Origin of the sequence: Neptunomonas concharum (assembly GCF_008630635.1) — a bacterium.
Taxonomy (GTDB): domain Bacteria; phylum Pseudomonadota; class Gammaproteobacteria; order Pseudomonadales; family Balneatricaceae; genus Neptunomonas; species Neptunomonas concharum.
In genome coordinates this window covers 1,836,456-1,862,648 of record NZ_CP043869.1, presented here as the reverse complement: position 1 = coordinate 1,862,648, position 26,193 = coordinate 1,836,456, and the positions used below count along the sequence as shown (strand labels likewise).

Sequence of the window (26,193 nt, the reverse complement as noted above, 5' to 3'; positions counted from 1 at the left end):
TTTCACTCGGCTAATCATGTTAAAATGCCGTTCACATTCTCCGGCCTATAGACTCTCTCCATGGAAATCAAAGTTAATTTTTTAGAAAACCTCAGGCTTGAAGCCAAGTTTGACGATTTTACGGTGACTGCCGATCAACCGATTCGCTACAAAGGCGATGGTTCTGCGCCTAGCCCGTTTGATTATTTTTTGGCTTCATCAGCTTTATGTGCGGCTTATTTTGTGCGGGTTTACTGCTTGGCACGAGATATCCCAACGGATGATATCCGACTCTCGCAGAATAATATTGTTGATCCAGAGAATCGCTATCATCAGATCTTTCAGATTCAGGTAGAGCTTCCGGAGAGTATTTCAGAGCGTGATCGCGAGGGTATTTTACGCTCTATTGATCGTTGTACCGTTAAAAAGGTCGTGCAGCAGGGCCCTGAGTTCAAAATAGAAACGGTCGAAAATCTGGATGAAGATGCGCAGGCGATGCTGATGGCGCCGCCTGTGAGCGAATCGAATACTTATATCTTAGGTAAAGATCTTCCACTGGAAGAGACCATTGCTAATATGACTGCCATTCTAGCGAAGCTCGGTATGAAAATTGAGATCGCTTCTTGGCGTAATATAGTGCCCAATGTGTGGTCGCTGCATATCCGTGATGCGGCGTCGCCGATGTGCTTTACTAACGGTAAAGGGGCGACTAAAGAGAGTGCCTTATGCTCGGCGCTGGGTGAGTTTATTGAGCGCTTGAACTGTAACTTTTTCTACAATGATCAGTATTTTGGTGAAGAGATTGCTAACAGCGAGTTTGTTCATTATCCCAACGAAAAGTGGTTTCAGCCCGGTCCGGAAGATGAGCTCCCAGAAGGGATTTTAGATGAATATTGTCTGTCGATTTATAATCCCGATGGTGAGCTTTTCGGCTCCAATTTGATTGATACTAACTCCGGTAGAGCTGATCGGGGGATTTGTTCACTGCCGTTTGTACGCCAGTCAGATGATGAGGTGGTGTATTTCCCATCTAATCTCATTGAAAACTTATTTTTAAGTAATGGCATGAGTGCAGGCAATACCCTTTGCGAAGCGCAAGTACAGTGCTTATCAGAAATTTTCGAGCGCGCTGTTAAAAAGCAAATTCTCGAAGAGGAGATTGCACTACCAGACGTACCTTTAGCCGTTCTAGAGAAATACCCCAGTATTCTTGATGGTATTAAAAGCTTAGAAGCGAACGGTTTTCCCGTACTGGTGAAAGATGCTTCATTGGGTGGTCAATTTCCAGTGATGTGCGTTACATTGATGAATCCGAGAACAGGCGGTGTGTTTGCTTCGTTTGGTGCGCATCCTAGTTTTGAGGTGGCATTGGAGCGCAGCCTTACCGAGTTACTGCAAGGGCGTAGCTTTGAAGGCCTAAATGACCTGCCGCAGCCGACCTTTAACAGCCTTGCGGTAACTGAGCCAAACAACTTTGTAGAGCACTTTATTGATTCTACGGGCGTAGTATCTTGGCGCTTCTTTAGTGATAAGCATGATTATGCATTCTGTGAATGGGACTTCACTGGCACCAACGAAGAGGAAGCCGCTTATTTAATGGGTATTCTTGAAGCGTTGGATAAAGAAGTTTATATGGCGGTGTATACCGATCTTGGTGCAACTGCCTGTCGAATTCTGGTGCCGGGGTATTCAGAAGTGTACCCTGTTGATGATCTTATCTGGGATAACACTAATAAAGCGCTGGATTACCGAGAGGATATTCTCAATATTCACTCATTGGATGATGAGGCGCTGGCAGACTTGGCCGAACGCCTTGAAGAAAGCCAGTTGGATAACTATACGGATATCAAGACACTAATTGGTATCGAGTTTGATGAGAACACCGTATGGGGACAGCTAACGATTCTAGAACTTAAGCTCCTTATCTATCTGGCTTTGCAGCAGTACGACGAGGCGCTGGAGTTGGTTGAAAACTTCCTACAATATAATGATAACACTGTTGAACGTGGTTTATTCTACAGCGCTGTCAATGCAGTCTTAGAGATCACTTTGGATGATGAGTTAGCATTGGAAGATTACCTCCCGAATTTGCAGCGCATGTTTGGTGTTGAAACCATGAAGCATGTGGTGGGCTCAGTGTCTGGGCAGGTTCGCTTTTATGGTCTTTCACAAACCAGTATGAAGCTGGAAGGTTTGGATCGTCATTTGCGCTTGATTGATAGCTATAAAAAGTTACATAAAGCAAGAGAGCTTGCCGCGCAATCGTAATATCTGGTCATAAAAAAGCCCAGCATAACGAGCTGGGCTTCGATCGGTTGCGGTCTTTATTGGCCGCTTAGTTTGTCAAGCGGGAGCGCTTTAGCAAACTCCGTTAACGTTTCAGTGTCTACACCATCGCCTTGTAGTGTTAACAGACGACCGCCATCAAAGGAGATGGCCAGTTCGTTTTCGGATGTGAAAATACCTTTGTGTTTGCCCAGGCGCACACGTTTAACGCCTTGCATCATTCCCATTTGCGCCATCACGTTACCAATAGCACCTGTACCAGTATTGAGAGAAACTTGGATATGTGATCCCTCTTTAGTGTAAGAGGTTTCTGTTAAGGTCATGCCCATGGCTTTGTTGGTAGTTACTTCACCACGATTCCAGCCGTTGATCTCTTTTGTGAACAGGTCTGCATCCATACTTTGCAAGGTTTGTTCAATACCTTCCAAGCACCAGCGCGCCTCTTCAACAGCGGCTTTAAGGTCATCACCTTTAGCAAGTTCAGCGGCTGCTTCACAGGCCGCTTGGGTGTCTTTATCGACAGAAGCAAACAGGTTAGGGGATAGCAACGTAACAGATAAGGCAAGAGGTAGCATTTTCATACGATCACTCCTTTAACATATGAGAGGCTTGATTACTGAGCTTGATGATTATGCAACATCAGCTTCTTGCATGGTCATAAATTCAACCAATTGGTCCAGTTCTCGCTCATTGAAAACGGGGATGCCATGGCGCTGAAGCTCTGCTGCAGTCACACCACTTCCGGGTACGAGAGTACCGTCGAAGTTACCATTATAGGTTTCGCGGTTTCCGCAAGAAGGGCTGCGGCTTTTTAACAAGGCACAGCATGCACCGACTTCTTTCGCTTTTTCTACGGCAAGCTCAGCGCCTTGTAGGAATTGGGGCGTTACATCTTCACCAATCAGGTTAACAACCATAACAGGGTGGCGGGTTGTGATCTCTGCAGGATGGCGAGGGGTAGGGAGTCCACCGGCAACTTCGGGGCAAAAGGGAACAATGTGTCCCTCTTCTTTCCATTGTTGGATGAGCGGGTGCTCCAACAGACTATCCTGTCCGTCATATCTAACTTTTTGGCCTAAAAAGCAGGCACTCATGAGTATTTTTTTCATTCTTATAGGCTCTGAGATGTCTGGTCGGGCATTGTACAGACCGAGACTCAGAGTTCAATGTCATATCTGTAATAAATTGAGCTTTATCAAAAAAAGCAGATAAAAAAAATCATCTGAATAATTTTTATATGATCTAAAAATTATAATTCGTTGATTTTTAAGTACTTTGTGGGTGCTATTATAGCTGTATAAGGGAATATATTAATTGTTCTTTACGTTTACGTAAAATGAAGATATAAAATTAGGGGTATATACTAATAACCCCTACAGTTAGGTATGGGGGTAGGAGATAGGTAGATGCAACCACTGAGCGGCCTTAAGATCCTCGATTTTTCAACGCTATTACCAGGGCCGTATGCCACGATGTTGATGGCTGATATGGGAGCGGATGTGCTTCGCGTAGAATCGCCATCTCGCCCCGATTTGGTTAGGGAGATGCCGCCCAAAGTTGCTGGTCAGTCGGCAGCGTTTCAATATCTCAATCGAGGCAAGCGCTCGATCGGTTTAAATTTGAAACACGCTTCAGCCCTAGAGATTATCAATGAACTGGTAAAAACATTCGATATTGTTGTTGAGCAATTCAGGCCCGGAGTGATGGCCCGTTTAGGCTTGGGGTATGAGCAGCTCAGGGCAATCAATCCTCGATTAGTTTATTGCTCTATTACGGGGTATGGGCAAAGTGGCCCCTATCGGGATCGTGCAGGCCACGATATTAACTATTTGGCGTTGAGTGGCATCAGTGGTTCCTCTGGTCGGCAAAATGAGCTGGCATTAAATAGCGTGCAAATTGCGGATGTCGCAGCAGGGTCTCAGCCGGCGGTCATGGCTATTTTAGCTGCGGTTATTCAGCGCCAATCAACGGGTGAGGGGCAGTACATCGATATAGCGATGTCGGATCAATGTTTGGCGCTGCAGCCTTTGATGATGCCCGGTGTGCTCAATGGTGAGCCCTCTATATCACCTGAAGGCCATTTTCTAAATGGCTCGGGGCTTTATGATTATTATGAAACCGCCGATGGGCGTTACATGGCGGTGGGTAGTTTGGAGCCCCAATTCCGTCAGCAATTGGTTGATGTGATCGGGCATCCAGAGTGGTTCGATAAGAGCGATGCGGAGATTAAGCCTGCTATAAAGGCCGTTTTTATGAGCCAACCGCAAGACTACTGGATTGATAAGTTTTCACAGGTAGATGCCTGTGTGGAGCCTGTTTTAACCATGGCTGAAGCGGCAGAGATGCCCCATGCTAGGCAGAGACGTATGGTTGTTGATATTGAGGGTGGCAAACAGGTTCGCCCTGCACCTTTACTTAAGGGTATGAGCGCAGCCTCACTGTCCAAGGCCCCTTTGTGTGGAGAGGATACACAAAACGTACTTAAAACGCTTGGGTATAGCCAGAAAGAGGTTGATGCTTTTGCACAAGAGGGGGTTTTCTCCTAACCCGCCATTAAAGAAGAGCAATATACGTTAAACGATAATAATAAGAAGAGATGATGTTAATGCGCGAAGCGGACTATCAAACGTTCTATGATCGTTTCACTCCTAGCCAAGTTGAGCAGCAACTCGTAGGTAACCTGAATGATGGGTTCAATGTCTGCGAGGAGATTTGTGATCGTTGGGCGGATTCTGGCCGGATCGGCTTAGTGTACGAGGGTATAGAGCGGCCTGCTCAAGAGATGACCTTTGCTGAGTTAAAAGAGGCTTCCGCACGATTTGCAAATTATCTAACGTCAAAAGGTATTGGTAGGGGCGATCGTGTTGCCGCCCTTTTGCCTAGAACACCCGAGTTGATGGTTGTGATTTTAGGTACCTTCAAGGCGGGAGCCGTTTATCAGCCATTATTTACCGCCTATGGCTCAGGAGCTATAGAGTACCGGTTAGTGACGGCAAGCACGCGGTTAGTTGTCACAGATCATGTATATCGGAGCAAACTCAGCGGTGTGAAGCGTTGCCCTCCGGTTCTGGCGGTGAGTGGTGCGTTGGCTGGGGATGATGATTTCTCATCAGTACTAGCGGCCCAATCGCCCAGCTTTGATCCTGTTCGTCTTACAGCGGATGAGCCCTTTATACAGATGTTTACCTCGGGCACAGTAGGAAAGGCGAAAGGGGTTGCTGTTCCGACCCGCGCAATTCTCTCGTTCTATGTTTATATGCGCTATGCCATTGATTTACGAGTAGATGATAACTATTGGAATGTGGCCGATCCCGGTTGGGCCTATGGGCTTTACTATGCGGTGGTAGGCCCCATGTTATTAGGTAATAAAACACACTTTAATGAACATAGCTTTACCCCAGAATCGACTTATCAGATGATTCGAAAATATAACATTACCAACCTTGCCGCTGCCCCGACGGCGTACCGTTTGTTGATGGCCCATGACCAAGCACTAGATGACTCTGAATCACTTGGATTGCGAGTGGCGAACAGTGCAGGGGAGCCATTAAGCCCTGAAGTCATTCATTGGGCAAAACGGCGTTTAGGGTGTCCGGTCATTGATCAGTATGGGCAAACTGAAACCGCTATGACCTGTTGTAATCATCATGCGTTAGCGCATGACAGTGTGGGGTCAATGGGGTTGCCCTTGCCCGGGCATCGTGTAGTTGCCTTAAACCGAGACTTTGAAGAGGTCTCGGAAGGTGGGATAGGGCAGTTGGCCGTTGATATGGATGCTTCTCCGTTATTTTTCTTTCAAGGGTATACCTGGGGTGAGAAGAATCCTTTTAAAGGGAAGTATTACTTAACCGGTGATGTGGCTGTTAGTCATGGTGATGGCAGCTTCTCTTTTGTGGGTCGTAATGACGATATTATCTCCACAGCAGGCTATCGTGTGGGTCCTGCAGACGTCGAGAGCGCGTTGTTAGAGCACCCTGCGGTGGCTGAGTCTGGAGTGGTTGGTAAGCCGGACTCTTCCCGCGGGGCTATCATTAAAGCCTACGTTGTTATCAAGCCTGAATATGACCCCACGATTGAGTTGGCGGAAGCACTGAAGCAGCTCGTACGAGAGCGCTTGTCTGCACATGCATTCCCTCGGGAAATCGCCTTTGTCGATGAATTGCCCAAAACACAGAGTGGCAAAATTCAACGATTTATTCTTCGTAACCAAGCACGTGAAGAGGTTTGACCTGCATGCAAAAGTCTATCACAGAGGCGCGGCGTGTTTTTGATGTTGCCCCTTTTATTGCCGATTTAGGATGTAAGCTGGAGCAACTGGAATCAGGGATCTGCCATGCATCGATAGAATTAACCGAGAAACATCAGCAGCAAGATGGTTTTGTGCATGCGGGTGTTCAAGCGACATTAGCGGACCATTGTGCAGGTACGGCGGCCGTCACTCTTATCGGCGATCATCAAATGGTGTTAACTGCTGAGTTTAAGATCAACTTGTTACGGGCTGCAAAAGGTAAGCGGCTAGTATGTAAAAGCTCTGTTCTTAAACCCGGCAGGGTTCTGACTGTGGCTGAATCCGAGGTCTTTGCGGAAGATGAAAATAAGAAACAGCGGCTAGTGGCCAAAGCGACAGTTACGCTTGCGGTCATGAATAAGCCTCAAATAGAGGATCAATAATGTCACAAGTAATGAGTTTTGAAGCGATGCGCGATTTCCTTGCAGAGCAGTTTCCGCAAGGTGAGAAGTATGGCGTGTTAGAGGCTTTAGGAGATGGATGGGCGGAGATGCGTCTTCCCGTTGATGAGCAACATCTGCGCCCTGGTGGAACTGTTTCAGGGCCTGCGATGATGGCGCTGGCGGATGTCGCTATGTATGCTGCACTTTTGAGCCGCATAGGCCCTGTGGCGTTAGCTGTCACGATTAATTTAAATATTAACTTTCTTCGCAAGCCCAGTGCTAGTGCTGACATTATCGCAAGAGCTGAAACCCTTAAAGTGGGTAAGCGTTTGGGGGTGGGCGAAGTATATATCCTATCGAGAGGAGAGGAGGACCCTGTCGCTCATGTTACTTTGACTTATTCAATTCCTGAGGCAAAAGCATGAGCGTACAGTGGACAGATAGCTTGGTTGATTTGGGCCATAATATGCAGATATCTATCCGTATGGGGCGCCACAACAGCCAAGTGGAAGGCAAGCCCACATTGGTTCTGTTACACGAAGCGCTGGGCACCATCCGTATGTGGAAAGATGTTCCAGAGGAGCTGGCTGAAAAGACGGGCTGTGATGTTTTGGTATATGAGCGCCAAGGCTACGGTTTATCGACGCCCATTGAGCTGCCTCGGGATGATGATTACCTGATCGAGGAGGGTGAGGTATGGTTACCGCGACTGCTTAATCGCCTAGGTCTTAATCAAGTGATTTTACTGGGGCATAGTGATGGTGGCTCTATTGCACTGATTGGCGCTGCAACGATTCCCGATCAAGTGTGCGGCATCATCACTGAAGCTGCTCACATCTATATTGACCACCTCACGACAGCAGGAATCATCGAGGCTGTTGAACGTTATAAAACAACAAATCTTAAGGAACGCCTTGCCCGCTATTTAGGCGATCGAACGGATACCATGTTTCGCGCATGGCATGAAACATGGTTACGAGAGCGAAAGCACCCAATGGATTTTCGGCCTTGGTTGCCTGCGATCCAGTGCCCAGCTTTGATTATACAAGGTGAGGATGACCAGTATGGAGTCAAAGAGCAAGTGACCGATATTTGTTCCGGTATTGGGGCGAACGCCGAACCGCTATTCCTGCCTGACTGCGGACATGTGCCACATTTCGAAGCAAGAGATAAGCTGGTATCGGCGGTTGCTGATTTTATCAAGCTACGTGTAATCGATTAGCCTGTTGTACTAGATCGGGTAGGCTATCTGCCCGCATCTTACTCATAACACGCGCACGATGAACTTCGACAGTTTTGGGACTAATTCCTAGCTCGTGAGCAATTTCGCGATTTGAATTACCACCGACGACCAGCGACATAACCTCTTTTTCTCGTTTACTCAACGAATCATAATTGCTGCGTGTTTGCGCAAGTGCACTGTTGTCTTTGAACATCTCTGTAGCGCGTTGCAACCCTTGCTCGACCAAACGTAGAAGGACTTCATCATCAAAAGGTTTTTCAATAAAATCCAGCGCGCCATTTTTCATGGCATTTACCGCCATAGGAATATCACCATGGCCGCTGACAACGATAATCGGCACTTTTATGCCGCGCTCGTTCATAATTTGTTGAAGCGCTAAGCCGTTAATCTCAGGCATACGCACGTCCAGTAACATACAGCCCATTTCACCGTTATAGCGCTCCAGAAAGTCATGAGCAGATCCAAAGCCTGAGACATGAAAATTATCTGATTCCAGAAGCCATTTCATTGAGTCACGAAAATCATTATCGTCGTCAACGATAAATACAGTACCACTTGCTCTTTGTGTCATTAGTTTGCCCTTACCGGAACCTTAAAGTGAAATTGTGTACCGGAGCTGCCATCGCTTTCAGCCCAAAGCTGTCCACCATGGGTTTCGATTATTGTTTGTGAAATCGCAAGACCCATTCCAAGGCCGGTTGATTTTGAAGTAACAAAGGGCTCAAATAATGTATCAAGCCCCTCCTTAGAGATACCGTTCCCCTCATCTTTGACCGAGATGTCAATATAGCCATTTGCATGCTTGGTTGAGATGGTAACGGGCCTCTTGGTTTTTTTGCATTCGCTATAAGCCTCGATTGCATTGCGAACCAGATTTAAAAGCACCTGCTCAATCTGTATTTTGTCGGCGAGCAAACGTGGCTCTGTTGGATCTAATTCAAATTGAAAACTGATGTTATGATCGACGGCTTCTTGATTCAAGAAACCCGCTACGTCGACACAGGATTCGTTGACTGAAAACTCTATTCGTTGATAATCCGTGCGCTTCACAAAGCTGCGCATTCGCTTGACGATATCAGCTGCTCGTTTTGCCTGGCGAGTGATCAGTTGCATAGAGTGGCTGATTTGCGCGAAGTTTTCTTCACTGGAACCTTCTTCCAGTCTTCTCAGGCTGCCGCGACAATAATTTAAAATAGCGGCTAAGGGCTGGTTGATTTCATGAGCCAGCCCTGTCGCCATTTCTCCCACTGACAGCAGGCGCGACATGTGAGCCATCTCTAACTGTTGGCGTTTAGCTTGCTCTTCGGCTTTGCGCTTTAACGTGATATCCCTGCCGATGATGGAGTAGTATTCAACCTTCATGTTTTCTGTACGATTACGGTGTGCAATGACTTCTCGAATCTCTGCGATTCTATGATGGTTGGCAGGCATTTTGAGGGGTACGCTGCCGTACCATATACCGTGTTCCGCTGCATGGCTGAGTGCGTCTTGTACGAGAGTGCTGAAAATGTGTTCTTCAAATATTTGATCCAAATAAAAGACGACCGGGTTCTCTTTTTCGGTGCCTAAAGTGCGATAAGCTGACTCATTCATGTAGGTTAGCTGCATCGATTCATGGTTGCAGAACATGATCATATCACTGGAGGCTTCGACTACGCGCGCTAAGCGCCGGATTGCTTGCTGAGCCATTTCTCGCTCGGTGACATCCCTTGATACGCAGATGATTTCAACCGGATCGCCGTGACTGTCACGTATCGTTCTACTGGTCGTTTCTAGCCAAATATAATGCCCATCTTTATGCCGATAGCGATAGGTGTTGGTGTACATTCCACGGCGGTATCTGACGGTTTCGGCCCGCTTAAGTAAATTATCGGCGTCCTCTGGGTGGAATAAGTCGTAACCCTTTGCGCCTATGATTTCTTCAACGCTGTATCCTAAAACCCTTTCGACAGCAGGGTTGACGTCAATATAAGTCCAATCGGATGTAGCGGCGTGGCGAGAGATCATATCGGTAGACTGCTCTGCTAGCAGTCGATACCTATCCGCTTCTTCGCGGCATTTTTCAAAGTCCAATTCTAGGTGTTCTGGCATGGGTGATCTCTGGCGCATTTCTTTATACAGTTCTGGTAAATATAGTATGACTTTAGGCTAGCTTGTGTAATAAGGGAAATTGCGTATCATAATTACCTGAGTAAGGGTTTTTGCTTATTTTTGTGTTTGGATGTCGGCAAAGACCTATCGCTTTAACAACTCAACAGTGAGTAAGGGAACAGAATGACAAATAATAACCACAATCCTTATGTTATGGGTTTGGATAAAAACGCTGCTAACTATGCGGCACTCAGCCCATTATCTTTTATTCAGCGCGCTGCAAGTGTATATCCAGATCATTTAGCCGTTGTACATCAAGATACGCGACGTACGTGGTCTGAAACTTACAAACGAACGCTTAAACTAGCCAGTGCGCTAGCCAAAAATGGTGTGGGTAAAGGCGATACGATTGCATTTATGGCGCCTAATATACCAGAAATTTTTGAAGCGCACTTTGGTGTGCCTATGGTTGGGGCTGTGCTGAACGCGTTAAATACTCGCCTTGATGCAGAAGCGTTAGCTTTTATTTTGCAGCATGGTGAAGCAAAGATTCTCTTTGTGGATCGAGAGTTTTCTGAAGTGATTTCTCGTGCAGTTAAAATGGTGCAAAACAAGCCGCTGGTTATCGATATCGATGATCTCTATTACGAAGGCGGTGAGCTGATCGGCACGATGGATTACGAAGCTTTTATCGCTCAGGGCGATGAAGATTTCCAGTGGTCTTTACCTGAAGATGAGTGGGATGCGATCACTCTGAACTATACTTCTGGTACGACAGGTAATCCAAAAGGTGTGGTTTATCACCACCGAGGTGCTTATCTAAATGCGGTAAGCAACCTGATTTCTTGGAATATGGGTGCGCACCCGTCATACCTATGGACATTGCCTATGTTCCATTGTAACGGCTGGTGTTTCCCTTGGAGCATTGCTGCGAGCGCAGGCGTTAGTGTGTGCTTAAGGCATGTACGCGCAGATGAAATTTATGATGCTATTCGCAAAGAGAAGGTTAATCACTTCTGTGGCGCTCCGATCGTTCTAAACATGTTGAACAACTCCCCTGATGAACTGAAGGCTGATATTAACCACGAAGTCAAAGTGATGACTGCCGGCGCTGCGCCACCTGCTTCTGTTATCCAGGGAATGGAAGAGATGGGCTTTAAAGTAACTCATGTCTACGGTCTAACCGAAACTTACGGCCCGTCTGTCGTGTGTGCATGGCATGATGAGTGGGATGAAAAGTCCATCGAAGAAAAAGCGCGTCTGAAATCTCGTCAAGGGGTTAAAGTGCCGATGCAGGAAGGCTTGATGATTGCTAATCCTGAAACCCTTGAGCCTGTCCCTCAGGACGGTACTACGATTGGTGAGATCTTCATGCGTGGTAACTTGGTGATGAAGGGGTATTTGAAAAATCCATCGACCACCGATGAAACCTTTGAAGGGGGCTGGTTGCATTCTGGTGATTTGGCGGTGTGGCATCCAGATGGTTACATTGAGATCAAAGACCGTTCAAAAGACATCATCATCTCGGGGGGTGAGAACATCTCCAGTATCGAAGTTGAGGATGTTTTGTATCGCCATCACTCTATTATGGAAGCTGCTGTTGTTGCTAAGCAGGATGAAAAGTGGGGTGAGGTGCCTTGTGCCTTTGTTAAGGTAAAAGATGGTGAGGCCATCACCGCTGAAGAAGTGATCGCTTTCTGTAGAGAGAATATGGCCCACTTCAAAGCACCTAAGAAGATCGTCTTTGGTGATTTGCCAAAAACGTCTACAGGGAAGATCCAAAAATTCTTGCTGAGAGATCAAGCGAACGAAGATTAATTCTTCTAACCGGAAGTTTAAACGCTTACGAAAGCAGCCTTTTGGCTGCTTTTTTTGTCTGCAAAATAAAACACTTGTGTGCTTTTTTGAACATTTAGTTCAGCCGCCCGTTTGTGAGTGTTATAGTCCTACTTACGGCGAAGTTCTTTATGGAGAAGGAGAGGGAAGTACGCTGTGTTAAAAGAAGAAGAACTAGACACACTCAAGGCCTTACAAAACCCCATTTGGGTATATGATGTAGAACGGTTTCGTATTCATTGGGCAAATGAACAGGCCATGAGCTTCTGGGAAGCTGAGTCCGCTGCAGAGTTATATAGCCGTGATTTCAGTGAGAATATGTCTGAAGCGATCTACACCCTATTAAAAAATGATTTAAAGGGGTTTCGTAACGGCAAAGAGCATACACAGTGGTGGACACTTTTCCCTAAGCAAAAAAGAAAAGAGGTCTATTGTCACTACTCAGGTATCTTGCTTAATGATGGCAGGGTAGCGATGTTGGCGCAGGTCGTGGTCACCAAAGAACTTCTTGAAACTGAGCTCTCCATCCACTCTTCAACAACTATTGCCTCGCTTTGGGATAACGATGGTTATCTTAAAAGTGCAAATCCCATGTTTATTGAAATTTATGGAAAGAAGAAGATGCGCTTTGCGGATCTGTTCTTTTCTGAGCATCAAGCGCATGAGGTTTGGTCGACCGCTCTGGAAGTTCGCGAGCACGAAGTAGAGCTCTACTTGCCGACGGTGCACGGTAGTCGTTGGTACGGTTTACAGATTCGCGTTAACCAAACTAAGGATGGAAATCAGTTTGTCCTGCGCCAATATGATGTGACAGAGCGAAAGCAGCGTGAGCTGGAGCATCGGCAGCTGGCTGTGATCGACCCCTTAACTAAGCTTTCTAATCGTTATGGATTAATGAAGCGCCTTGAGGAGATGATTGATCGGGGTGCGGCGTTTAGCCTTTTCTTTATTGATTTGGATAACTTCAAGACAATTAATGATTACTATGGGCACAATCAGGGAGATCGGCTCCTCAATATTTTAGCGGAACGTCTATCTTTTCGATTTAGTGAGGCCAGTTGTATTGCACGGCTGGGAGGCGATGAGTTTTTGATTGCTGATTTGGTTGTCGATCATGCTGACTTGGACGGTATGGCTAAAAATCTGATGCAGGCTATATGCGAGCCCTTTATGCTAGAAGAGCTTGGCGAGCTGCAAATCAGTGCTAGCGTCGGTATTGTTCGCTTTCCTGAAGACGGATTCATTATTGATGACCTATTGAGACACGCAGATGCCGCAATGTACAGTGCAAAAGGGCGTGGTAAGTCGCAATATATTTACTTCTCTAAGCAGATGTCTGATGAGGTTAACCGGCGCCATCGGATGAGGCAGCTGCTTTCAAAGGCTATTTGTGATGAAGAGTTTTCGGCCAACTTTTCACCAGTGGTCGATACCTATCAGCAGGGTATTGTTGCTTATGAATCAGCACTTACATGGACGAATGCAGAGCTTGGCGTTATCAGTGCTGATGAGTTCTATCCGGTAGCAAAGGAGTGCGGAATGGCAGCCTTGATCGGTTTTATGGGGCTGGAGCAATCCTGCCAAGGTCTCATGAAATTTAACAGGAAAGGCCTTAATTACCAATTACTTATAAGTATATCTTCTAGTCAGTTATTTGGTGGAAACTTCGTTGCGTCACTGAAAAAACTACTAAATACCATTGAGTGCTCGCCGGAGTCGATCATTATCGCTCTAAATGAAGCACACTTGGCAGACCCTAAAGCCGACCTTTTTGTGTTACACCAGCTACGAGAGCTAGGTGTTAATCTATTGGCTGAGGGCTTTGGTGCAGGGCGGTCATCTTTGTCACTCTTGCAGCAAGTACCTGTTACACACATCAAGTTGGATCGGCAGCTAGTAGAAGATATCGAAACCAGTTCTCACTCTGTCGTCAGAGCTGCACTTTCTATGTCAACAAGTATGGGGTTGGTTGTTATCGCAGAAGGTGTTACCCGTGAAACGCAACTGCAAAAACTCCAAGGGTTGGGTTGTTATATTTGTACGGGAAGTTTGTTTAAAGAGGCGCCGGAATCGAACCTATATAATCAGCTCGATCCCAGCGTAGGTGCTAGGTTTACTCTGCCGCTTCGCGACGATCTACCATAAACGTCGCGTTGCCGGTGGCTACCAGCGTTTCACCAACGTGTACATCTGTTTGGGCTTTGACACGACGACGTTTTTCGTCGATTTCTGTGACCGTTAACGTAGCTTTCGCTGTGTCGCCAATGTGCACGGGTGCTTTGAATTTGATCTGTTGGTCAATATAGATGGCACCAGGCCCAGGTAGGCGTGTGCCCGCAACTGTAGAAATAAGTGCTGCACTGAACATGCCGTGGACGATACGTTGCTTAAAGGGTGTGGTTTTAGCGTATTCATCGTTGATATGGACAGGGTTGTTGTCCCCTGAGATACCCGCAAACATATACACATCCGACTCGGAAATGGTTTTTGCATAGGTTGCGCTCATGCCGACTTCAAGGTCTTCAAGGTAATAGCCGTGCAATTCTTGCATATTTAATGTCTCCTACTGAAAGCAAGTTAGCTGGAATAAGTTTATATTCTATTCCAAAGTATTAGGGGAAAACCTTAGGTATTCCACATATTGTGATAGAATAAGTGAATTCCCTGATGGGAGCGAGGCTCTCGCACTCATCAATTGGTCACCTAATTAGACTATAGAGAGATGATGACATATGGCTGATTATAAAGCGCCTCTTAAAGATATGCAGTTTGTTCTGAATAACGTATCTCGCATGCCGCAGCTCGCTGAGCTGTCTACCTTCGAAGATGCTACGCCAGACATGGTGTCAGCAATTCTCGAAGAGGCAGGTCGTGTTTCTGCAGAAGTCATTGCGCCGACAAATACCGTTGGCGATGAGCAGGGCGTTCGATTGGAAGATGGTAATGTCATTACGCCTGATGGGTTTGCAGAAGCTTATCAACAGTACATGGAAGGCGGCTGGGGATCACTACAGTTTGATCCTGAGTTTGGTGGCCAAGGCTTACCTTATTCTCTCTCTATTCCTGTCATGGAGATGTGGCAGTCAGCCAATATGTCGTGGGGATTATGCCCACTTTTAAGCCAAGGTGCTGTTGAGGCCCTGTACCTGAACGGCAGTGATGAGCTGAAGAAGACCTATCTCGAAAAAATGATCAGTGGCGAATGGACAGGCACAATGAACCTGACTGAGCCTGGTGCAGGCTCCGACCTGTCCGTTGTACGCAGTAAAGCTGAGCTTGAAGGTGATCACTATCGTATATCTGGGCAGAAGATCTTCATTACATGGGGGGATCACCAGATGGCAGAAAACATCATCCACTTGGTGTTGGCTCGTCTTCCTGATGCACCTCCAGGTGTGCGAGGTATCTCGCTGTTCTTGGTCCCTAAATTCCTTGTCAATGAGAATGGTGAACTGGGTGAGCGTAATGATGTTCAGGTTGCCTCTTTGGAGCATAAGCTAGGTATCCATGCTAGCGCTACCTGTGTGATGGCATTTGGCGAGAAAGAGGGTGCTGTAGGCTATCTTGTCGGTGAGCCAGGCAAAGGATTAGCTTGCATGTTTACGATGATGAATAACGCTCGTCTGGCGGTTGGCTTGCAAGGTGTTGCAATCTCTGAGCGCGCTTATCAGCAGGCATTTTGGTATGCCGGTGATCGTACTCAGGGCAAGGCGGTAGGCTTTAATGAAGAGGGGCCTATTCTGCGTCACGCTGATGTTCGCCGTATGCTAATGACCATGAAGTCCTTAACCGAGGCTGGTCGTGCTTTGGCCTACGATGCGTGTGCTAGTTTGGACTTTGCACATGCTCTGGATGATAAAGTGCAGGCCGCTGCAGAAAAAGCCCGTGCTGCTTACTTAACGCCTATCGTAAAAGGCTGGTGTACAGAAGTGGCGCAAGAAGTAACGTCTTTGGGTGTACAGGTTCATGGTGGCATGGGCTTTATCGAAGAAACCGGTGCTGCTCAGCACTTCCGTGATGCACGTATCTTACCTATCTATGAAGGTACAAACGGCATCCAGGCTCTGGACTTGGTAGGTCGTAAGACATTGATGGATCAGGGGCAAGCGGCTCAGGCTGTTATGGAAGAGATCTCACAGGTTATTGCGCAAGCAAGAGGTGTTGCGCGCTTTGTCACTGCAGCGGAACAGTTAGAAGCTGCATTGCAAGCGGCTAAAACGGCGACGACTCAATTGCTGGGTGACTCAGCAGAAAATCCTTATTTCTCAGGTGCGGTTGCTTACAACTATCTGATGATGATGGGTACATTATGTGGAGGATGGGAGTTGCTAAGAACGGCGCTTGCCGCGGCGGAAAGTCAAGCCGCAGGTGAAACGGATCCTTACCTTGAGTCCAAGCAGCTAACCACATTGTTCTATATGGATCAGATCCTGCCGCGCTATTTAAGCTATGCTCAAATGGTTTCTGCCGGAAGCACATCGATCATGGCATTTGCTGATGAGCATCTGGATAGTTCGTACAATTAATCAGTTCGTGTAACGCCTACTAAACACCCGCTTATGCGGGTGTTTTGCTATTAAAGGCATCGAAAATCGGGTAAGGTACAGGCCAGATTATTTCCAATAAATTGATAGAGATTGTTATCAACCATGATCATCACTCCGAAAATTCGTGGTTTTATTTGTACCACAACACACCCTACCGGTTGCGCTCAAAATGTTCGTGAGCAAATTAACTATGTTCAAAAAAATGGCCAGATTGAAAACGGCCCTAAAAAGGTTTTGGTGGTAGGAGCATCCAGTGGTTATGGCCTATCTTCACGTATTGCTGCTGCTTTTGGCTCAGAAGCGGCAACGATCGGGGTCTTCTTTGAAAAACCGGGTACTGAAAAGAAAACGGGTACGGCCGGTTGGTATAACTCAGCTGCGTTTGAGCAGGAGGCTCACAAAGCTGGTTTATATGCGAAAAGCATCAATGGCGATGCTTTTTCCCATGAAGCTAAACAGAAAGTAATTGATCTGATTAAGGAAGATTTAGGACAGGTTGATTTAGTTATTTATTCTTTAGCATCTCCTGTTCGTAAGATGCCAGATACCGGTGAAGTGGTACGTTCTGCATTAAAACCAATTGGTGAACCTTACCGTTCGACGGCTATCGATACCAATAAAGATGTCATTATCGAAGCTGAAGTAGAGCCCGCAACAGAAGAAGAAATTGCCAACACGGTCACGGTTATGGGCGGCGAAGATTGGGAGCTTTGGATTAACGCACTGAATGAAGCGGGTGTTTTGGCACAAGGCTGCAAAACCGTTGCATACAGTTACATCGGCACAGAAATTACTTGGCCGATCTATTGGGATGGAGCATTAGGCAAAGCGAAGCAAGATTTAGATCGTGCTGCTAACGCATTGAACAACACCTTGTCCACCCAAGGTGGTCAAGCGAATGTTGGGGTGTTGAAGTCTGTTGTTACTCAAGCCAGCTCTGCTATTCCGGTGATGCCTTTATACCTTTCTATGGTATTTAAGATTATGAAGGAACAAGGCGTACATGAAGGATGTATGGAGCAAATTGATCGGCTCTTCCGTACAGGCCTTTATGGCGATAGCGGTTTGATTGATGAAGGTAACCGCTTCCGTATGGATGACTGGGAGCTGCGTGACGATATCCAGGACGAGTGTAAGGCGCTGTGGAAAGAGATCACTACGGATAATCTCTTTGAAAAAACAGATTATGCATACTACAAAGCGGAGTTCCTTAAGCTGTTTGGCTTTGGTGTCGACGGTGTTGATTACGATGCAGATGTTAGCCCGCTCGTTGAGTTTGACGTTATAGAGCTGTCGTAATATTACCGAGTACAGTAGGTATCAGTGATTTAAAGGCGGCTTTGAAATAAGCCGCCTTTTTTATCTTTGAGAGAAGGTAGTAATAGGTTTAATCAGATTAAAGTCCAGCGGGTGTATAGCAAAAAATAAACTAAAAATATCCACTCAAACCCAAAGGTTTATTGTTTTAATTTTTATATGTTCTATATTGTCTCTAACCTTTAACAAGACAGGATGTTCCCTATGCTAAGGACAGTTCTCATATCGTTATCAACTTCATTGTTGCTTGGCTGCCAGCCCATGCACAAAGGTGAGACTAATCCGGTGGCAGAACCGGTATCTTCATCGGTCTTGGCGGGTTCTGATTGGTCCATTCAAGCTATCGCTGGTCGTCCTGTTATGGCGTCTACGAGCTTGTCCATTCACTTTGAGCCTCAAGGCAAGTTATCAGGATTTGCTGGGTGTAACCGATTTATGGGCCGGTATGAATTATCAGGTACAAAACTGACAATCGGACCTCTAGCAACGACGCGTAAACTGTGCGCAGGACCGGCAATGAGTCAGGAGCAGTTGCTTTTGCTTGCCTTGGAGGAACCATTGGAAGTTCGCCATAACCCCTCTAAAAGCGGGGTTATTTCCCTGATTTCCGCGGAAAACGAGCAAACTTTGCTAGTTCTCAAATAAATTTCATTGTATTTGCGGCTTATTGACTAGGCCGCTCGGTCGGTTTCTGGGAGAATAGCAGGTTAACTAACCAGCTAGTGTTATCCATGATCAGAACTGCCCCCAATCTGTTTTCTTATACCCCTTATTGGGCCGAGTGCTATGGCACGGCTCCTTTTCTTCCGACTACGCGCGAGGAGATGGATCAACTCGGCTGGGATAGCTGTGATGTGATTTTGATCACGGGTGATGCGTACGTAGATCACCCCAGTTTTGGCATGGCTGTAATGGGGCGAGTTCTTGAAGCTCAGGGATTTCGTGTAGGTATCATTGCTCAGCCTGATTGGCGTTCAACAGCAGACTTCTCGGAGTTAGGTAAGCCTAATCTCTACTTTGGGGTAACGGCTGGTAATATGGACTCTATGATTAACCGTTATACGGCTGATCTTCGAGTTAGACATGATGATGCTTATACCGCTGATGGTGAGGAAGGGAAACGTCCAGACCGTGCTGTCATTGTTTACTCACAGCGTTGTCGGGAGCTTTATAAGGATGTGCCGATTGTTATTGGTGGTATTGAGGCAAGCTTAAGGCGCATAGCTCAGTATGATTATTGGAGCAATAAAGTTCGACGCTCTGTTTTATTAGATTCTGGCGCTGATATTCTGCTTTACGGGAATGCTGAGCGGGCTATTGTTGATCTAACTCACAGGCTTGCTCTGGGTGAATCTATCCGTTCGATTATTGACCTTCGCGGTACAGTGGTTGTACGCGAGCAGTTGCCTGATGGCTATGTCGAAGTCGATTCAACCCGAGTGGATTGGCCGGGCCATATTGATAAAATTGTTAACCCCTACGAATATATTCCAGAGCCTGCTAAGTGCGCTGAAGATAAAGCGAAGGCTGACCCTAACGCAGTTCAACCGATTCGCATTATTCCAGAGCCACTCAAAGGCAAGCAGCGTTTGGATGGGAATCGTACTTACATCCGGCTACCCGCTTATGAGCGGGTAGCAAAAGACCCTGTTCTTTATGCTCATGCTTCACGTATTCTGCATTTGGAATCTAACCCTCATAATGCAAAAGCTTTAGTGCAGAGGGATGGTAAAAAGGAAATTTGGGCAAATCCGCCTCCCATTCCGTTAGATACACCGGAGATGGATGCTGTTTTTGGGTTGCCATATCAACGTATACCGCATCCTCGCTATGGCAATAAGAAGATCCCAGCCTATGATATGATCCGTTTTTCGGTAAATATCATGCGTGGCTGTTTTGGTGGTTGCACGTTTTGTTCGATTACTGAGCATGAAGGTCGCATCATCCAGAGCCGTTCCCAAGAGTCGGTTATTAAAGAGATCGAAGAGATACGCGATAAAGTTCCAGGCTTCACTGGTATGATTTCTGATTTAGGTGGGCCAACATCGAATATGTACCACCTGAACTGTAATGACCCTGAAATACAAGCGTCTTGCCGCAAGCTATCCTGCGTTTATCCGGTCATTTGTCAGAACCTGAAAACTGATCATAGTGAGACGACCCAGTTATACCGTAAGGCGCGTAAGTTGGAAGGTGTACACACTGTTGCCATTGCCTCTGGCCTTCGCTATGACTTAGCGGTTGAAGATCCTGAATATGTTAAAGAGCTGGTGACTCATCACGTTGGTGGTTATCTGAAAATAGCACCTGAGCACAGTGAAGAGGGAACATTATCAAAAATGATGAAGCCGGGTATGGGAACCTATGACCGCTTCAAGAAAATGTTTGATAAATACTCTAAAGAAGCCGGTAAAAAGCAATATCTGATACCTTACTTTATCGCGGCACACCCTGGCTGTGAAGATGAAGATATGCTTAATCTTGCTCGTTGGTTAAAAGAACATAAGTTCCGAGTGGATCAGGTACAAACTTTCTATCCTTCACCGATGGCACTCGCGACGGCGATGTATCACTCTGGGCGCAACCCGCTTAAAAAAGTCAGCTATAAGAGTGAAAAACTCTATATCCCTCGAGACCTTGAACAGCGCCGTACCCAAAAAGCACTCCTGCGTTACCATGATCAGGATAATTGGCCAAAGCTGAGAAAGGTGCTTCAGGAGATGGGGCGTGACGATCTGATTGGGAGTGCTGAGTGGCAATTAGTACCTGCTGAAGAGAAGAAGAAATTTTCTAAACCTGCACCTGCCAAAACCGCTCCTGTAGCGCAACGAGCTGCCAAACCTTCGATGTCTAACAGACCGACCGCGTTAGCACGTAAGAAAGCAGCGGCTAAATCATCCAAACAAACACGCCAGAAAAGTGTCAAGAAGCGTGCTAAATAGCCTTTCTCCGAAGCAATGGGAGACTACTCGTTGGCAAAGCTGTCAGCGAGTGTGTCGATGAGTAAGCGGATTTTGGCGGGAAGGTGTTTCTTGTGCTGATATACAGCGTAAACACCCAAAGGCGGATTTTGAAACGTTTCTAAAAGGGGGACCAAGCGTCCCTCTTCTATGTCTTTATCTATGACAAATGAAGGTAGCATGCTAATACCTTGGTGGCTAACGAGTAATTCGCGGATAGCCCGTGCACTATTGATCTCTAATTGGCACTTAGGGGTAACAGTGTGCTTTCTTCCGTCGAGCATGAATGACCAACGTTTTTCATCCCTGCTGTTACTATCAAAAAAGCAGGTATGCTCTGTCAATTTATCGGGATGATTCGGTATTCCGTGTATTTTTAGATAGTCAGGGCTGGCGCAAAGAATCAATTCAATCTGTGTGAGCTTTCTCATCACTAAAGAAGAGTCCTCTAGCTGGCCTATTCGAATGGCGATATCAGCTTGCTCGTCCAATAAGTTTACAAAGTGATCAGATACATCTAACTGGATTCTAATCAGAGGGTGATCTATTAGAAACTGCTGGAAGACTGGCATAAGTTTTATCTCTGTAAATGAGACAGGCGCGCTAATCTTTAACAAGCCTCGTAGGTTTTCTTGCGCGTCCTTAAGGGAGTTATCCAGATCATCTAGATCTTGGATAAGGGTTTTACAGCGTTGGTAATAGAGTGCTCCACTATCGGTGATGGTTACTTGGCGAGTAGTTCGTTGGAGTAGGCGGGCGTTCAGATCGTTTTCTAAAGCGCTGACATATTTGCTTACCAGTGCTTTGGATATTCCACAGGATTTTGCAGCGGAGGTAAAGGTACCCGCTTCGACAACGGCAATGAATGTGCGTATGCAGGTTAGCTTATCCATATTGTCAACATTATGTATACAGTATTTAAATAATACAGGAGATTGTTCTTTGAAGTAATGCCAAAGATACTAAGCACATATTTAATGATTGAGGTATCTAATAATGCAGCCCTCTATTTTTGTTAGTCATGGCGCACCGGACTTACTTATTAGTGATGATTCTATATTAACCTTCTTTCGTGACTTTGGATTGGCACATCCTGCTCCGAAAGCGGTTGTCGTTGTTTCGGCTCATTGGGTTTCCACCACGGTGAAGATAGCGAGCCAAGCAGAATATGATCTTATATATGACTTCTCTGGATTTGCGGATGAACTTTACCAGACTAATTATCCCGCCAAAGGAGATAGCATACTGGCAAACCATCTTAAGTCGAGATTGGCGAATTTAGGGGTTGCCGTGCAGTGTACCTTTAATCGAGGCTTAGACCATGGGGCATGGGTTCCATTAAAAGTGATCTATCCGGATGCAAATGTCCCCATTATCGCTATCTCGTTACCTGATCAGTGGGACAATTGCATCGCCTTGGGGGACTTCTTAGGGACTCTACGGAAAGAGGGTATCATGGTCCTTTGTTCGGGTGGGAGTGTGCATAATCTAAGAGACCTGAATAGGCAGGGGGTCACTGAAGCGTGGGCTAAGACATTTACACAACATTTAACTACCGCTGTTGAACATGGGGGAACGCAGAAGCTTCAAGAGTTGATGACTGCAGAGCCATTACTTTTTAGAGCCCATCCAACATTAGAACACCTAACCCCTTTGTTGGTGGCCGCGGCGGCAGGTCAAGGTTGCCCGGGACGACTAGTTTATGACAGCTATACTTATGGAAATCTGGGTATGGCTTGTTATCAGTTCTAGTATCTGAAGGGGGTTATTCCCCCTCGTTAATCAGCAGGTTATCTTGGCGGGGTGAGCGTGATCTCTCCTTTTTCGCTGATCCTGATATCCGGTGTGAGCGTTCCAAGGTCCAACTTGGCATCTAAGGTATATGTCAATTTATCTGAGTTTTTCTGCATAAGCGAAGTAATTAATCTTATGCTATTCAAAAGGTTAGCACTTGCTTTTAAGGTGATATCCCCTTCGCCATAAGCCTCAATAACCGGTAGTTTATTCGAGACCCCAGTAAGTATTTTTTTATCTTCAACGCTCACACTGTAAGCGACTCCCTTAAGCGGTAATGAGATGCTGTTAGGATTGATGATATGTAAACTGATCTCAAACTGTGGTGCTACCCCTTCACTGGGTATAACGCGAACGGAGTTGACGGTAACGCTTGGGTCTTCAAAGTCTAGCGGTTTCAGTGTTGAGCAGGCTGATAATATGAAAAAAGATAAGCAAAAAAATAGAAAACGTAATGAGGGGTGCATAAAGGTCTCCAATAAGAAGCTGACAACAATGTAACCTGTCTTGGTCGGGATTGTAAGCATCCATAGAAGCACAGAACCTGAACAAAAAGCCCTCGGCAGAGCCGAGGGAAGCTTCCGGAGTGGAGTAACTTTAAAAGGAGTCGTTTAGCCCCGCAGAGCAAACTCAGGGAGTTGACCGTTAATCATTGCTGTATAGAGAGGGCCTAGTAGGTCGGTTTCCATTCGCCACCAGAGCCAGCGCTCTGTATTGGGGTCGCCAGGGAACGTTGGTGTAGGTACTTTCTCATAGCCAAACTCCCACAGCAGAACCTTTCCAATGCCTAGGATCATTGGGCATGAAGTATAACCATTCCACTGTTCATAAGGTGTTTTACCTGCAATGACCGCAGTAAGGTTATAGGCAACGATAGGAGCTTGGGTTTTCGCGCTTGCCGCTGTTTTGCCGATGGGTGTGCCAACTACGTCACCGATGCCAAAGACATTGGGATAGGTTTTATGTTGAAGTGTATATTTGTCGACATCTAGCCAGCCGCTATAGCTTTCTTGAGCTAATTCGCTTTCTCGGATGGCATCCGGTGCACTCATGGGGGGCACGACATGGATAAAATCGTAATCGGCCGTGACTGAGCCATCGGGGGTGTCAAAAGTCGCTTTGCGGGCATCCATATTGATACCACTTAGCACGTGAGAATAGTGAGGCATGATGTTACGACGTTGCCACCGCTTTTTAAGTTCTTGGTCAAACGCCGGTACACTGAAGAGTGTATTGTCATGAGCAAAATAATCCACCTGAATATTTTGGCGATTATTGATGAGCTGCGCATGATGCTCAGTTAGGTTTGTAACTTTCATGGGAGCGCCAGCACACTTCATATCGGTGTTAGGGCGAGTGAATACACCCTTGCCACCTTCTTTAATAAAGGTCTGTATCGCAGCCCACGTTGCTGCAGCGCCTTGAGGGCCTGCATAGACACTGCCGATACCGTTGATACCGATACGGGATATATCCAGCCCTTCAATATCCTGGTAATTGAGTTGGCATCCGGGTGCGATGATTAGAAAGTCGTAACTGACAGTATCGCCTTTGCTGAGGATAAGTTGATTCTTGTCGGGGTTAAAAGACACGACGTTATCTTGTATCCATTTTGCATTATCCGGCATGTGATCTTTGTTGTTAGAGATCACTTTATTGGGGCTTTTGTACACACCCGAAGCGACAAGCGTAAAGCCTGGTTGGTAATGATGCTCCATCTTTTTATCAATGATGGTCAGCGAGTGGCCGCTTAATAGCTTATTGAGCAGATGGGAGACAGCAAGTCCGCCAGCTCCGGCACCGATTACCACAATGTGTGCGTTAGTAGAAAGCTGGGTCGCCTGCGCTGTTTGGCTTACAGAAACCGCTGCAGCCGCAACGACAGAACTCTTTAAAAATGCGCGTCGGGTTAGTGTTTTTTTCATAGGCCTTTTTTCTTTATTGATCATACAAACCTCTTTCTTGTTTGCTTTGCAAACAGCAAATTTCATGCCTTAAATAAGAAGTTGCTAATATTTATAAGAAAATATAGTTGATTGCTGCACTAAAAAGCCTATTAAGAGAAAATTTGTCTGATAATTGTGTCATGTGTATGACATATGTGTCAGCTGGTGATTGAGTGGGTAACTTTACGCAACTCCGTTATAATGCAGCAAAATATGCGAAGAGAGTGGATATGCAGTCTTGTTATGATGTGGTAATTGTTGGTGGAGGCATGGTTGGCAGTGCGCTTGCTGCTGCACTCGGCAGCAGTGGACTAAGTGTTGCTGTGATTGAGAGTCGTCTACCCCAAGAGATTTGCCCGGATGAAGAACATGATTTGCGGGTATCAGCTTTAAGTGTGGCTTCTGAAAGAATCTTAAAAGCGATCGGTGCTTGGGAAGGCATAAAGCAACGTCGCTGCTGTCCTTATCGCCGTATGAAGGTGTGGGAATTTAGTGAAGAAAGCGCAGCAACACTTTTTGATTCGCAGCAGATTAACTATGACCATCTTGGGTATATCGTTGAAAATCGGGTAATCCAATTAGCTTTGCTCGATTCCCTTCGAAACCTAGATAATATCGAGCTAATCACACCTGCCATGACGAAAAATATCGATTTTTCTCCAGGCTCTACTCTGATCGAGCTGGATAATGGTCGCCAATTAGTTGCAAGACTGTTGGTGGCTGCCGATGGCGGGTACTCTAAAGTTAGGCAATCGGTAGGCATGGGTGTTCATGGTTGGGACTATGAGCAACATGCCTTAGTAGCTTCTGTTATTACCCATTACCCGCAGCAAGATATTACTTGGCAGCAATTTACGCCAACAGGCCCTTTGGCGTTTCTCCCGCTGACGGGTAATCGAGCCTCTTTGGTATGGTATAACACTCCCAGTGAGATAAAGCGCTTGAACGCGCTAGATGACCAAGCCTTTATGTCTGAATTAGTTGCGACGTTTCCTGATACGTTAGGCCGGATCGAAAGCTTACTGGAGCGGGGGAGCTTTCCGCTGCGTCGCCAGCATGCTCAAGCTTATGTAAAAGAAGGGGTTGCACTCATTGGTGATGCTGCACATATGATCCATCCGTTGGCCGGGCAAGGCGTTAACATTGGCTTATTGGATGCCGCAACACTAGCTGAAGTGTTAGCAGATGCTATGGTTGAGGGCCGATCGATCACCTCATTGGAAACCTTAAAAAGATATGAGCAACAGCGTCGTCAGCATAACTTTGTCATGATGCAGAGTATGGATTTGTTTTATCGAGTATTTAGTAATGATATTTTGCCCTTAAAAATCATTCGAAACATTGGCTTAGGGCTGGCGGGTAAAGTGACGCCTGCTAAAAACAAAGTCATGGCGTTTGCTATGGGGCTTGAGGGTAAGTTGCCTAAATTGGCAAAAGAGTGATGTAAAAAAGCCACACAGAGTGTGGCCAAAAGAAACTTTGGTTTAGGACTACAGATACGACTAAACCAGAGTAGAGAGTAA

The 26,193-nt window shown here is 46.2% G+C and carries 22 protein-coding genes; 14 read left to right on the top strand and 8 right to left on the bottom strand.

Features of this window, described 5'->3' with window-relative positions; translation table 11 throughout:
- The first annotated feature begins 60 nt into the window (after window positions 1-60).
- The gene (locus F0U83_RS08635; RefSeq protein WP_138987392.1) at window positions 61-2,247 is read left to right on the top strand and encodes an OsmC domain/YcaO domain-containing protein; all 2,187 of its coding nucleotides are present in this window, start codon (window positions 61-63) and stop codon (window positions 2,245-2,247) included.
- 56 nt (window positions 2,248-2,303) lie between these two features.
- On the opposite strand, the gene F0U83_RS08630 is transcribed toward F0U83_RS08635, so the two are convergent.
- Window positions 2,304-2,846 carry a hypothetical protein gene (locus F0U83_RS08630; RefSeq protein WP_138987391.1) on the bottom strand — a complete coding sequence of 181 codons (543 nt, stop codon included), beginning with the start codon at window positions 2,844-2,846 and terminating at the stop codon, window positions 2,304-2,306.
- Between the two features lie 48 nt (window positions 2,847-2,894).
- Window positions 2,895-3,374: a 2-thiouracil desulfurase family protein gene (locus F0U83_RS08625; protein WP_138987390.1), complete on the bottom strand. Its 480-nt coding sequence runs from the start codon at window positions 3,372-3,374 to the stop codon at window positions 2,895-2,897.
- Between the two features lie 297 nt (window positions 3,375-3,671).
- Here F0U83_RS08625 and F0U83_RS08620 point away from each other — a divergent pair, with 297 nt between their 5' ends.
- Genes F0U83_RS08620 through F0U83_RS08600 form a run of 5 tightly spaced genes read left to right on the top strand, consistent with a single transcriptional unit; the run spans window position 3,672 to window position 8,158 of the window.
- A complete protein-coding gene (locus tag F0U83_RS08620) occupies window positions 3,672-4,811 on the top strand; it encodes a CaiB/BaiF CoA transferase family protein (protein ID WP_138987389.1) in 1,140 nt (379 codons plus the stop codon).
- Between the two features lie 59 nt (window positions 4,812-4,870).
- A complete protein-coding gene (locus F0U83_RS08615; RefSeq protein WP_138987388.1) occupies window positions 4,871-6,493 on the top strand; it encodes an AMP-binding protein in 1,623 nt (540 codons plus the stop codon).
- A 5-nt stretch (window positions 6,494-6,498) separates the two neighbouring features.
- The gene (locus tag F0U83_RS08610; protein WP_138987387.1) at window positions 6,499-6,936 is read left to right on the top strand and encodes a PaaI family thioesterase; all 438 of its coding nucleotides are present in this window, start codon (window positions 6,499-6,501) and stop codon (window positions 6,934-6,936) included.
- The gene (locus F0U83_RS08605; protein WP_138987386.1) at window positions 6,936-7,361 is read left to right on the top strand and encodes a PaaI family thioesterase; all 426 of its coding nucleotides are present in this window, start codon (window positions 6,936-6,938) and stop codon (window positions 7,359-7,361) included. The genes F0U83_RS08610 and F0U83_RS08605 overlap by 1 nt, the downstream gene beginning before the upstream one ends.
- The gene (locus tag F0U83_RS08600; RefSeq protein ID WP_138987385.1) at window positions 7,358-8,158 is read left to right on the top strand and encodes an alpha/beta fold hydrolase; all 801 of its coding nucleotides are present in this window, start codon (window positions 7,358-7,360) and stop codon (window positions 8,156-8,158) included. The genes F0U83_RS08605 and F0U83_RS08600 overlap by 4 nt, the downstream gene beginning before the upstream one ends.
- Here F0U83_RS08600 and F0U83_RS08595 read toward each other — a convergent pair.
- Together F0U83_RS08595 and F0U83_RS08590 are read right to left on the bottom strand one after the other, a co-directional pair.
- The gene (locus F0U83_RS08595; RefSeq protein ID WP_138987384.1) at window positions 8,136-8,750 is read right to left on the bottom strand and encodes a response regulator transcription factor; all 615 of its coding nucleotides are present in this window, start codon (window positions 8,748-8,750) and stop codon (window positions 8,136-8,138) included. The two genes, F0U83_RS08600 and F0U83_RS08595, sit on opposite strands and share 23 nt — an antisense overlap.
- Complete coding sequence (locus F0U83_RS08590) at window positions 8,750-10,270, bottom strand: PAS domain-containing sensor histidine kinase (RefSeq protein ID WP_138987383.1); 1,521 nt, start codon at window positions 10,268-10,270, stop codon at window positions 8,750-8,752. The genes F0U83_RS08595 and F0U83_RS08590 overlap by 1 nt, the downstream gene beginning before the upstream one ends.
- A 183-nt stretch (window positions 10,271-10,453) precedes the next feature.
- Here F0U83_RS08590 and F0U83_RS08585 point away from each other — a divergent pair, with 183 nt between their 5' ends.
- Together F0U83_RS08585 and F0U83_RS08580 are read left to right on the top strand one after the other, a co-directional pair.
- Window positions 10,454-12,088, top strand: coding sequence for an acyl-CoA synthetase (locus F0U83_RS08585; RefSeq protein WP_138987382.1), 1,635 nt, complete (start codon window positions 10,454-10,456; stop codon window positions 12,086-12,088).
- Window positions 12,089-12,262: 174 nt separating this feature from the next.
- Complete coding sequence (locus F0U83_RS08580) at window positions 12,263-14,251, top strand: bifunctional diguanylate cyclase/phosphodiesterase (RefSeq protein WP_138987381.1); 1,989 nt, start codon at window positions 12,263-12,265, stop codon at window positions 14,249-14,251.
- On the opposite strand, the gene F0U83_RS08575 is transcribed toward F0U83_RS08580, so the two are convergent.
- On the bottom strand, window positions 14,220-14,657 hold the full coding sequence (locus F0U83_RS08575) for a MaoC family dehydratase (RefSeq protein WP_138987380.1): 438 nt from the start codon (window positions 14,655-14,657) through the stop codon (window positions 14,220-14,222). The genes F0U83_RS08580 and F0U83_RS08575 overlap by 32 nt on opposite strands.
- Window positions 14,658-14,838: 181 nt before the next feature.
- On the opposite strand from F0U83_RS08575, the gene F0U83_RS08570 reads away from it, so the two are divergent.
- The 4 genes from F0U83_RS08570 (at window position 14,839) to F0U83_RS08555 (ending at window position 20,912) form a co-directional block, all read left to right on the top strand.
- Window positions 14,839-16,632, top strand: a complete 1,794-nt coding sequence (locus F0U83_RS08570) for an acyl-CoA dehydrogenase C-terminal domain-containing protein (RefSeq protein ID WP_138987379.1) — start codon at window positions 14,839-14,841, stop codon at window positions 16,630-16,632.
- 123 nt (window positions 16,633-16,755) lie between these two features.
- A complete protein-coding gene (gene fabV / locus F0U83_RS08565; RefSeq protein ID WP_138987378.1) occupies window positions 16,756-17,952 on the top strand; it encodes an enoyl-ACP reductase FabV in 1,197 nt (398 codons plus the stop codon).
- A gap of 222 nt (window positions 17,953-18,174) precedes the next feature.
- Window positions 18,175-18,615 (top strand): META domain-containing protein, encoded by a 441-nt coding sequence (locus F0U83_RS08560; RefSeq protein WP_170221788.1) that lies wholly within the window; start codon window positions 18,175-18,177, stop codon window positions 18,613-18,615.
- A gap of 86 nt (window positions 18,616-18,701) precedes the next feature.
- Window positions 18,702-20,912: a YgiQ family radical SAM protein gene (locus tag F0U83_RS08555; protein WP_138987376.1), complete on the top strand. Its 2,211-nt coding sequence runs from the start codon at window positions 18,702-18,704 to the stop codon at window positions 20,910-20,912.
- A 23-nt stretch (window positions 20,913-20,935) separates the two neighbouring features.
- Here the strand turns inward: F0U83_RS08555 and F0U83_RS08550 are convergent, their stop codons facing one another.
- Complete coding sequence (locus F0U83_RS08550) at window positions 20,936-21,823, bottom strand: LysR family transcriptional regulator (RefSeq protein WP_138987375.1); 888 nt, start codon at window positions 21,821-21,823, stop codon at window positions 20,936-20,938.
- A 103-nt stretch (window positions 21,824-21,926) separates the two neighbouring features.
- Between F0U83_RS08550 and F0U83_RS08545 the strand changes: the two genes are divergently transcribed.
- Window positions 21,927-22,682 (top strand): DODA-type extradiol aromatic ring-opening family dioxygenase, encoded by a 756-nt coding sequence (locus F0U83_RS08545; RefSeq protein WP_138987374.1) that lies wholly within the window; start codon window positions 21,927-21,929, stop codon window positions 22,680-22,682.
- Between the two features lie 38 nt (window positions 22,683-22,720).
- Here F0U83_RS08545 and F0U83_RS08540 read toward each other — a convergent pair whose 3' ends face one another.
- Together F0U83_RS08540 and F0U83_RS08535 are read right to left on the bottom strand one after the other, a co-directional pair.
- Window positions 22,721-23,191, bottom strand: a complete 471-nt coding sequence (locus F0U83_RS08540) for an LEA/WHy family protein (protein WP_138987373.1) — start codon at window positions 23,189-23,191, stop codon at window positions 22,721-22,723.
- A gap of 144 nt (window positions 23,192-23,335) precedes the next feature.
- The gene (locus tag F0U83_RS08535; protein ID WP_170221785.1) at window positions 23,336-24,673 is read right to left on the bottom strand and encodes an NAD(P)/FAD-dependent oxidoreductase; all 1,338 of its coding nucleotides are present in this window, start codon (window positions 24,671-24,673) and stop codon (window positions 23,336-23,338) included.
- 227 nt (window positions 24,674-24,900) lie between these two features.
- Between F0U83_RS08535 and F0U83_RS08530 the strand changes: the two genes are divergently transcribed.
- Window positions 24,901-26,112 carry a UbiH/UbiF/VisC/COQ6 family ubiquinone biosynthesis hydroxylase gene (locus F0U83_RS08530; RefSeq protein ID WP_138987371.1) on the top strand — a complete coding sequence of 404 codons (1,212 nt, stop codon included), beginning with the start codon at window positions 24,901-24,903 and terminating at the stop codon, window positions 26,110-26,112.
- Window positions 26,113-26,193: the final 81 nt, after the last annotated feature.

Excerpts from the sequence above, each read along its gene's own strand:
- F0U83_RS08635 (WP_138987392.1), top strand. The coding sequence starts at position 61 with ATGGAAATCAAAGTTAATTTTTTAGAAAACCTCAGGCTTGAAGCCAAG.
- F0U83_RS08630 (WP_138987391.1), bottom strand. The coding sequence starts at position 2,846 with ATGAAAATGCTACCTCTTGCCTTATCTGTTACGTTGCTATCCCCTAAC.
- F0U83_RS08625 (WP_138987390.1), bottom strand. The coding sequence starts at position 3,374 with ATGAAAAAAATACTCATGAGTGCCTGCTTTTTAGGCCAAAAAGTTAGA.
- F0U83_RS08620 (WP_138987389.1), top strand. The coding sequence starts at position 3,672 with ATGCAACCACTGAGCGGCCTTAAGATCCTCGATTTTTCAACGCTATTA.
- F0U83_RS08615 (WP_138987388.1), top strand. The coding sequence starts at position 4,871 with ATGCGCGAAGCGGACTATCAAACGTTCTATGATCGTTTCACTCCTAGC.
- F0U83_RS08610 (WP_138987387.1), top strand. The coding sequence starts at position 6,499 with ATGCAAAAGTCTATCACAGAGGCGCGGCGTGTTTTTGATGTTGCCCCT.
- F0U83_RS08605 (WP_138987386.1), top strand. The coding sequence starts at position 6,936 with ATGTCACAAGTAATGAGTTTTGAAGCGATGCGCGATTTCCTTGCAGAG.
- F0U83_RS08600 (WP_138987385.1), top strand. The coding sequence starts at position 7,358 with ATGAGCGTACAGTGGACAGATAGCTTGGTTGATTTGGGCCATAATATG.
- F0U83_RS08595 (WP_138987384.1), bottom strand. The coding sequence starts at position 8,750 with ATGACACAAAGAGCAAGTGGTACTGTATTTATCGTTGACGACGATAAT.
- F0U83_RS08590 (WP_138987383.1), bottom strand. The coding sequence starts at position 10,270 with ATGCCAGAACACCTAGAATTGGACTTTGAAAAATGCCGCGAAGAAGCG.
- F0U83_RS08585 (WP_138987382.1), top strand. The coding sequence starts at position 10,454 with ATGACAAATAATAACCACAATCCTTATGTTATGGGTTTGGATAAAAAC.
- F0U83_RS08575 (WP_138987380.1), bottom strand. The coding sequence starts at position 14,657 with ATGCAAGAATTGCACGGCTATTACCTTGAAGACCTTGAAGTCGGCATG.
- F0U83_RS08570 (WP_138987379.1), top strand. The coding sequence starts at position 14,839 with ATGGCTGATTATAAAGCGCCTCTTAAAGATATGCAGTTTGTTCTGAAT.
- fabV (WP_138987378.1), top strand. The coding sequence starts at position 16,756 with ATGATCATCACTCCGAAAATTCGTGGTTTTATTTGTACCACAACACAC.
- F0U83_RS08560 (WP_170221788.1), top strand. The coding sequence starts at position 18,175 with ATGCTAAGGACAGTTCTCATATCGTTATCAACTTCATTGTTGCTTGGC.
- F0U83_RS08555 (WP_138987376.1), top strand. The coding sequence starts at position 18,702 with ATGATCAGAACTGCCCCCAATCTGTTTTCTTATACCCCTTATTGGGCC.
- F0U83_RS08550 (WP_138987375.1), bottom strand. The coding sequence starts at position 21,823 with ATGGATAAGCTAACCTGCATACGCACATTCATTGCCGTTGTCGAAGCG.
- F0U83_RS08545 (WP_138987374.1), top strand. The coding sequence starts at position 21,927 with ATGCAGCCCTCTATTTTTGTTAGTCATGGCGCACCGGACTTACTTATT.
- F0U83_RS08540 (WP_138987373.1), bottom strand. The coding sequence starts at position 23,191 with ATGCACCCCTCATTACGTTTTCTATTTTTTTGCTTATCTTTTTTCATA.
- F0U83_RS08535 (WP_170221785.1), bottom strand. The coding sequence starts at position 24,673 with ATGATCAATAAAGAAAAAAGGCCTATGAAAAAAACACTAACCCGACGC.
- F0U83_RS08530 (WP_138987371.1), top strand. The coding sequence starts at position 24,901 with ATGCAGTCTTGTTATGATGTGGTAATTGTTGGTGGAGGCATGGTTGGC.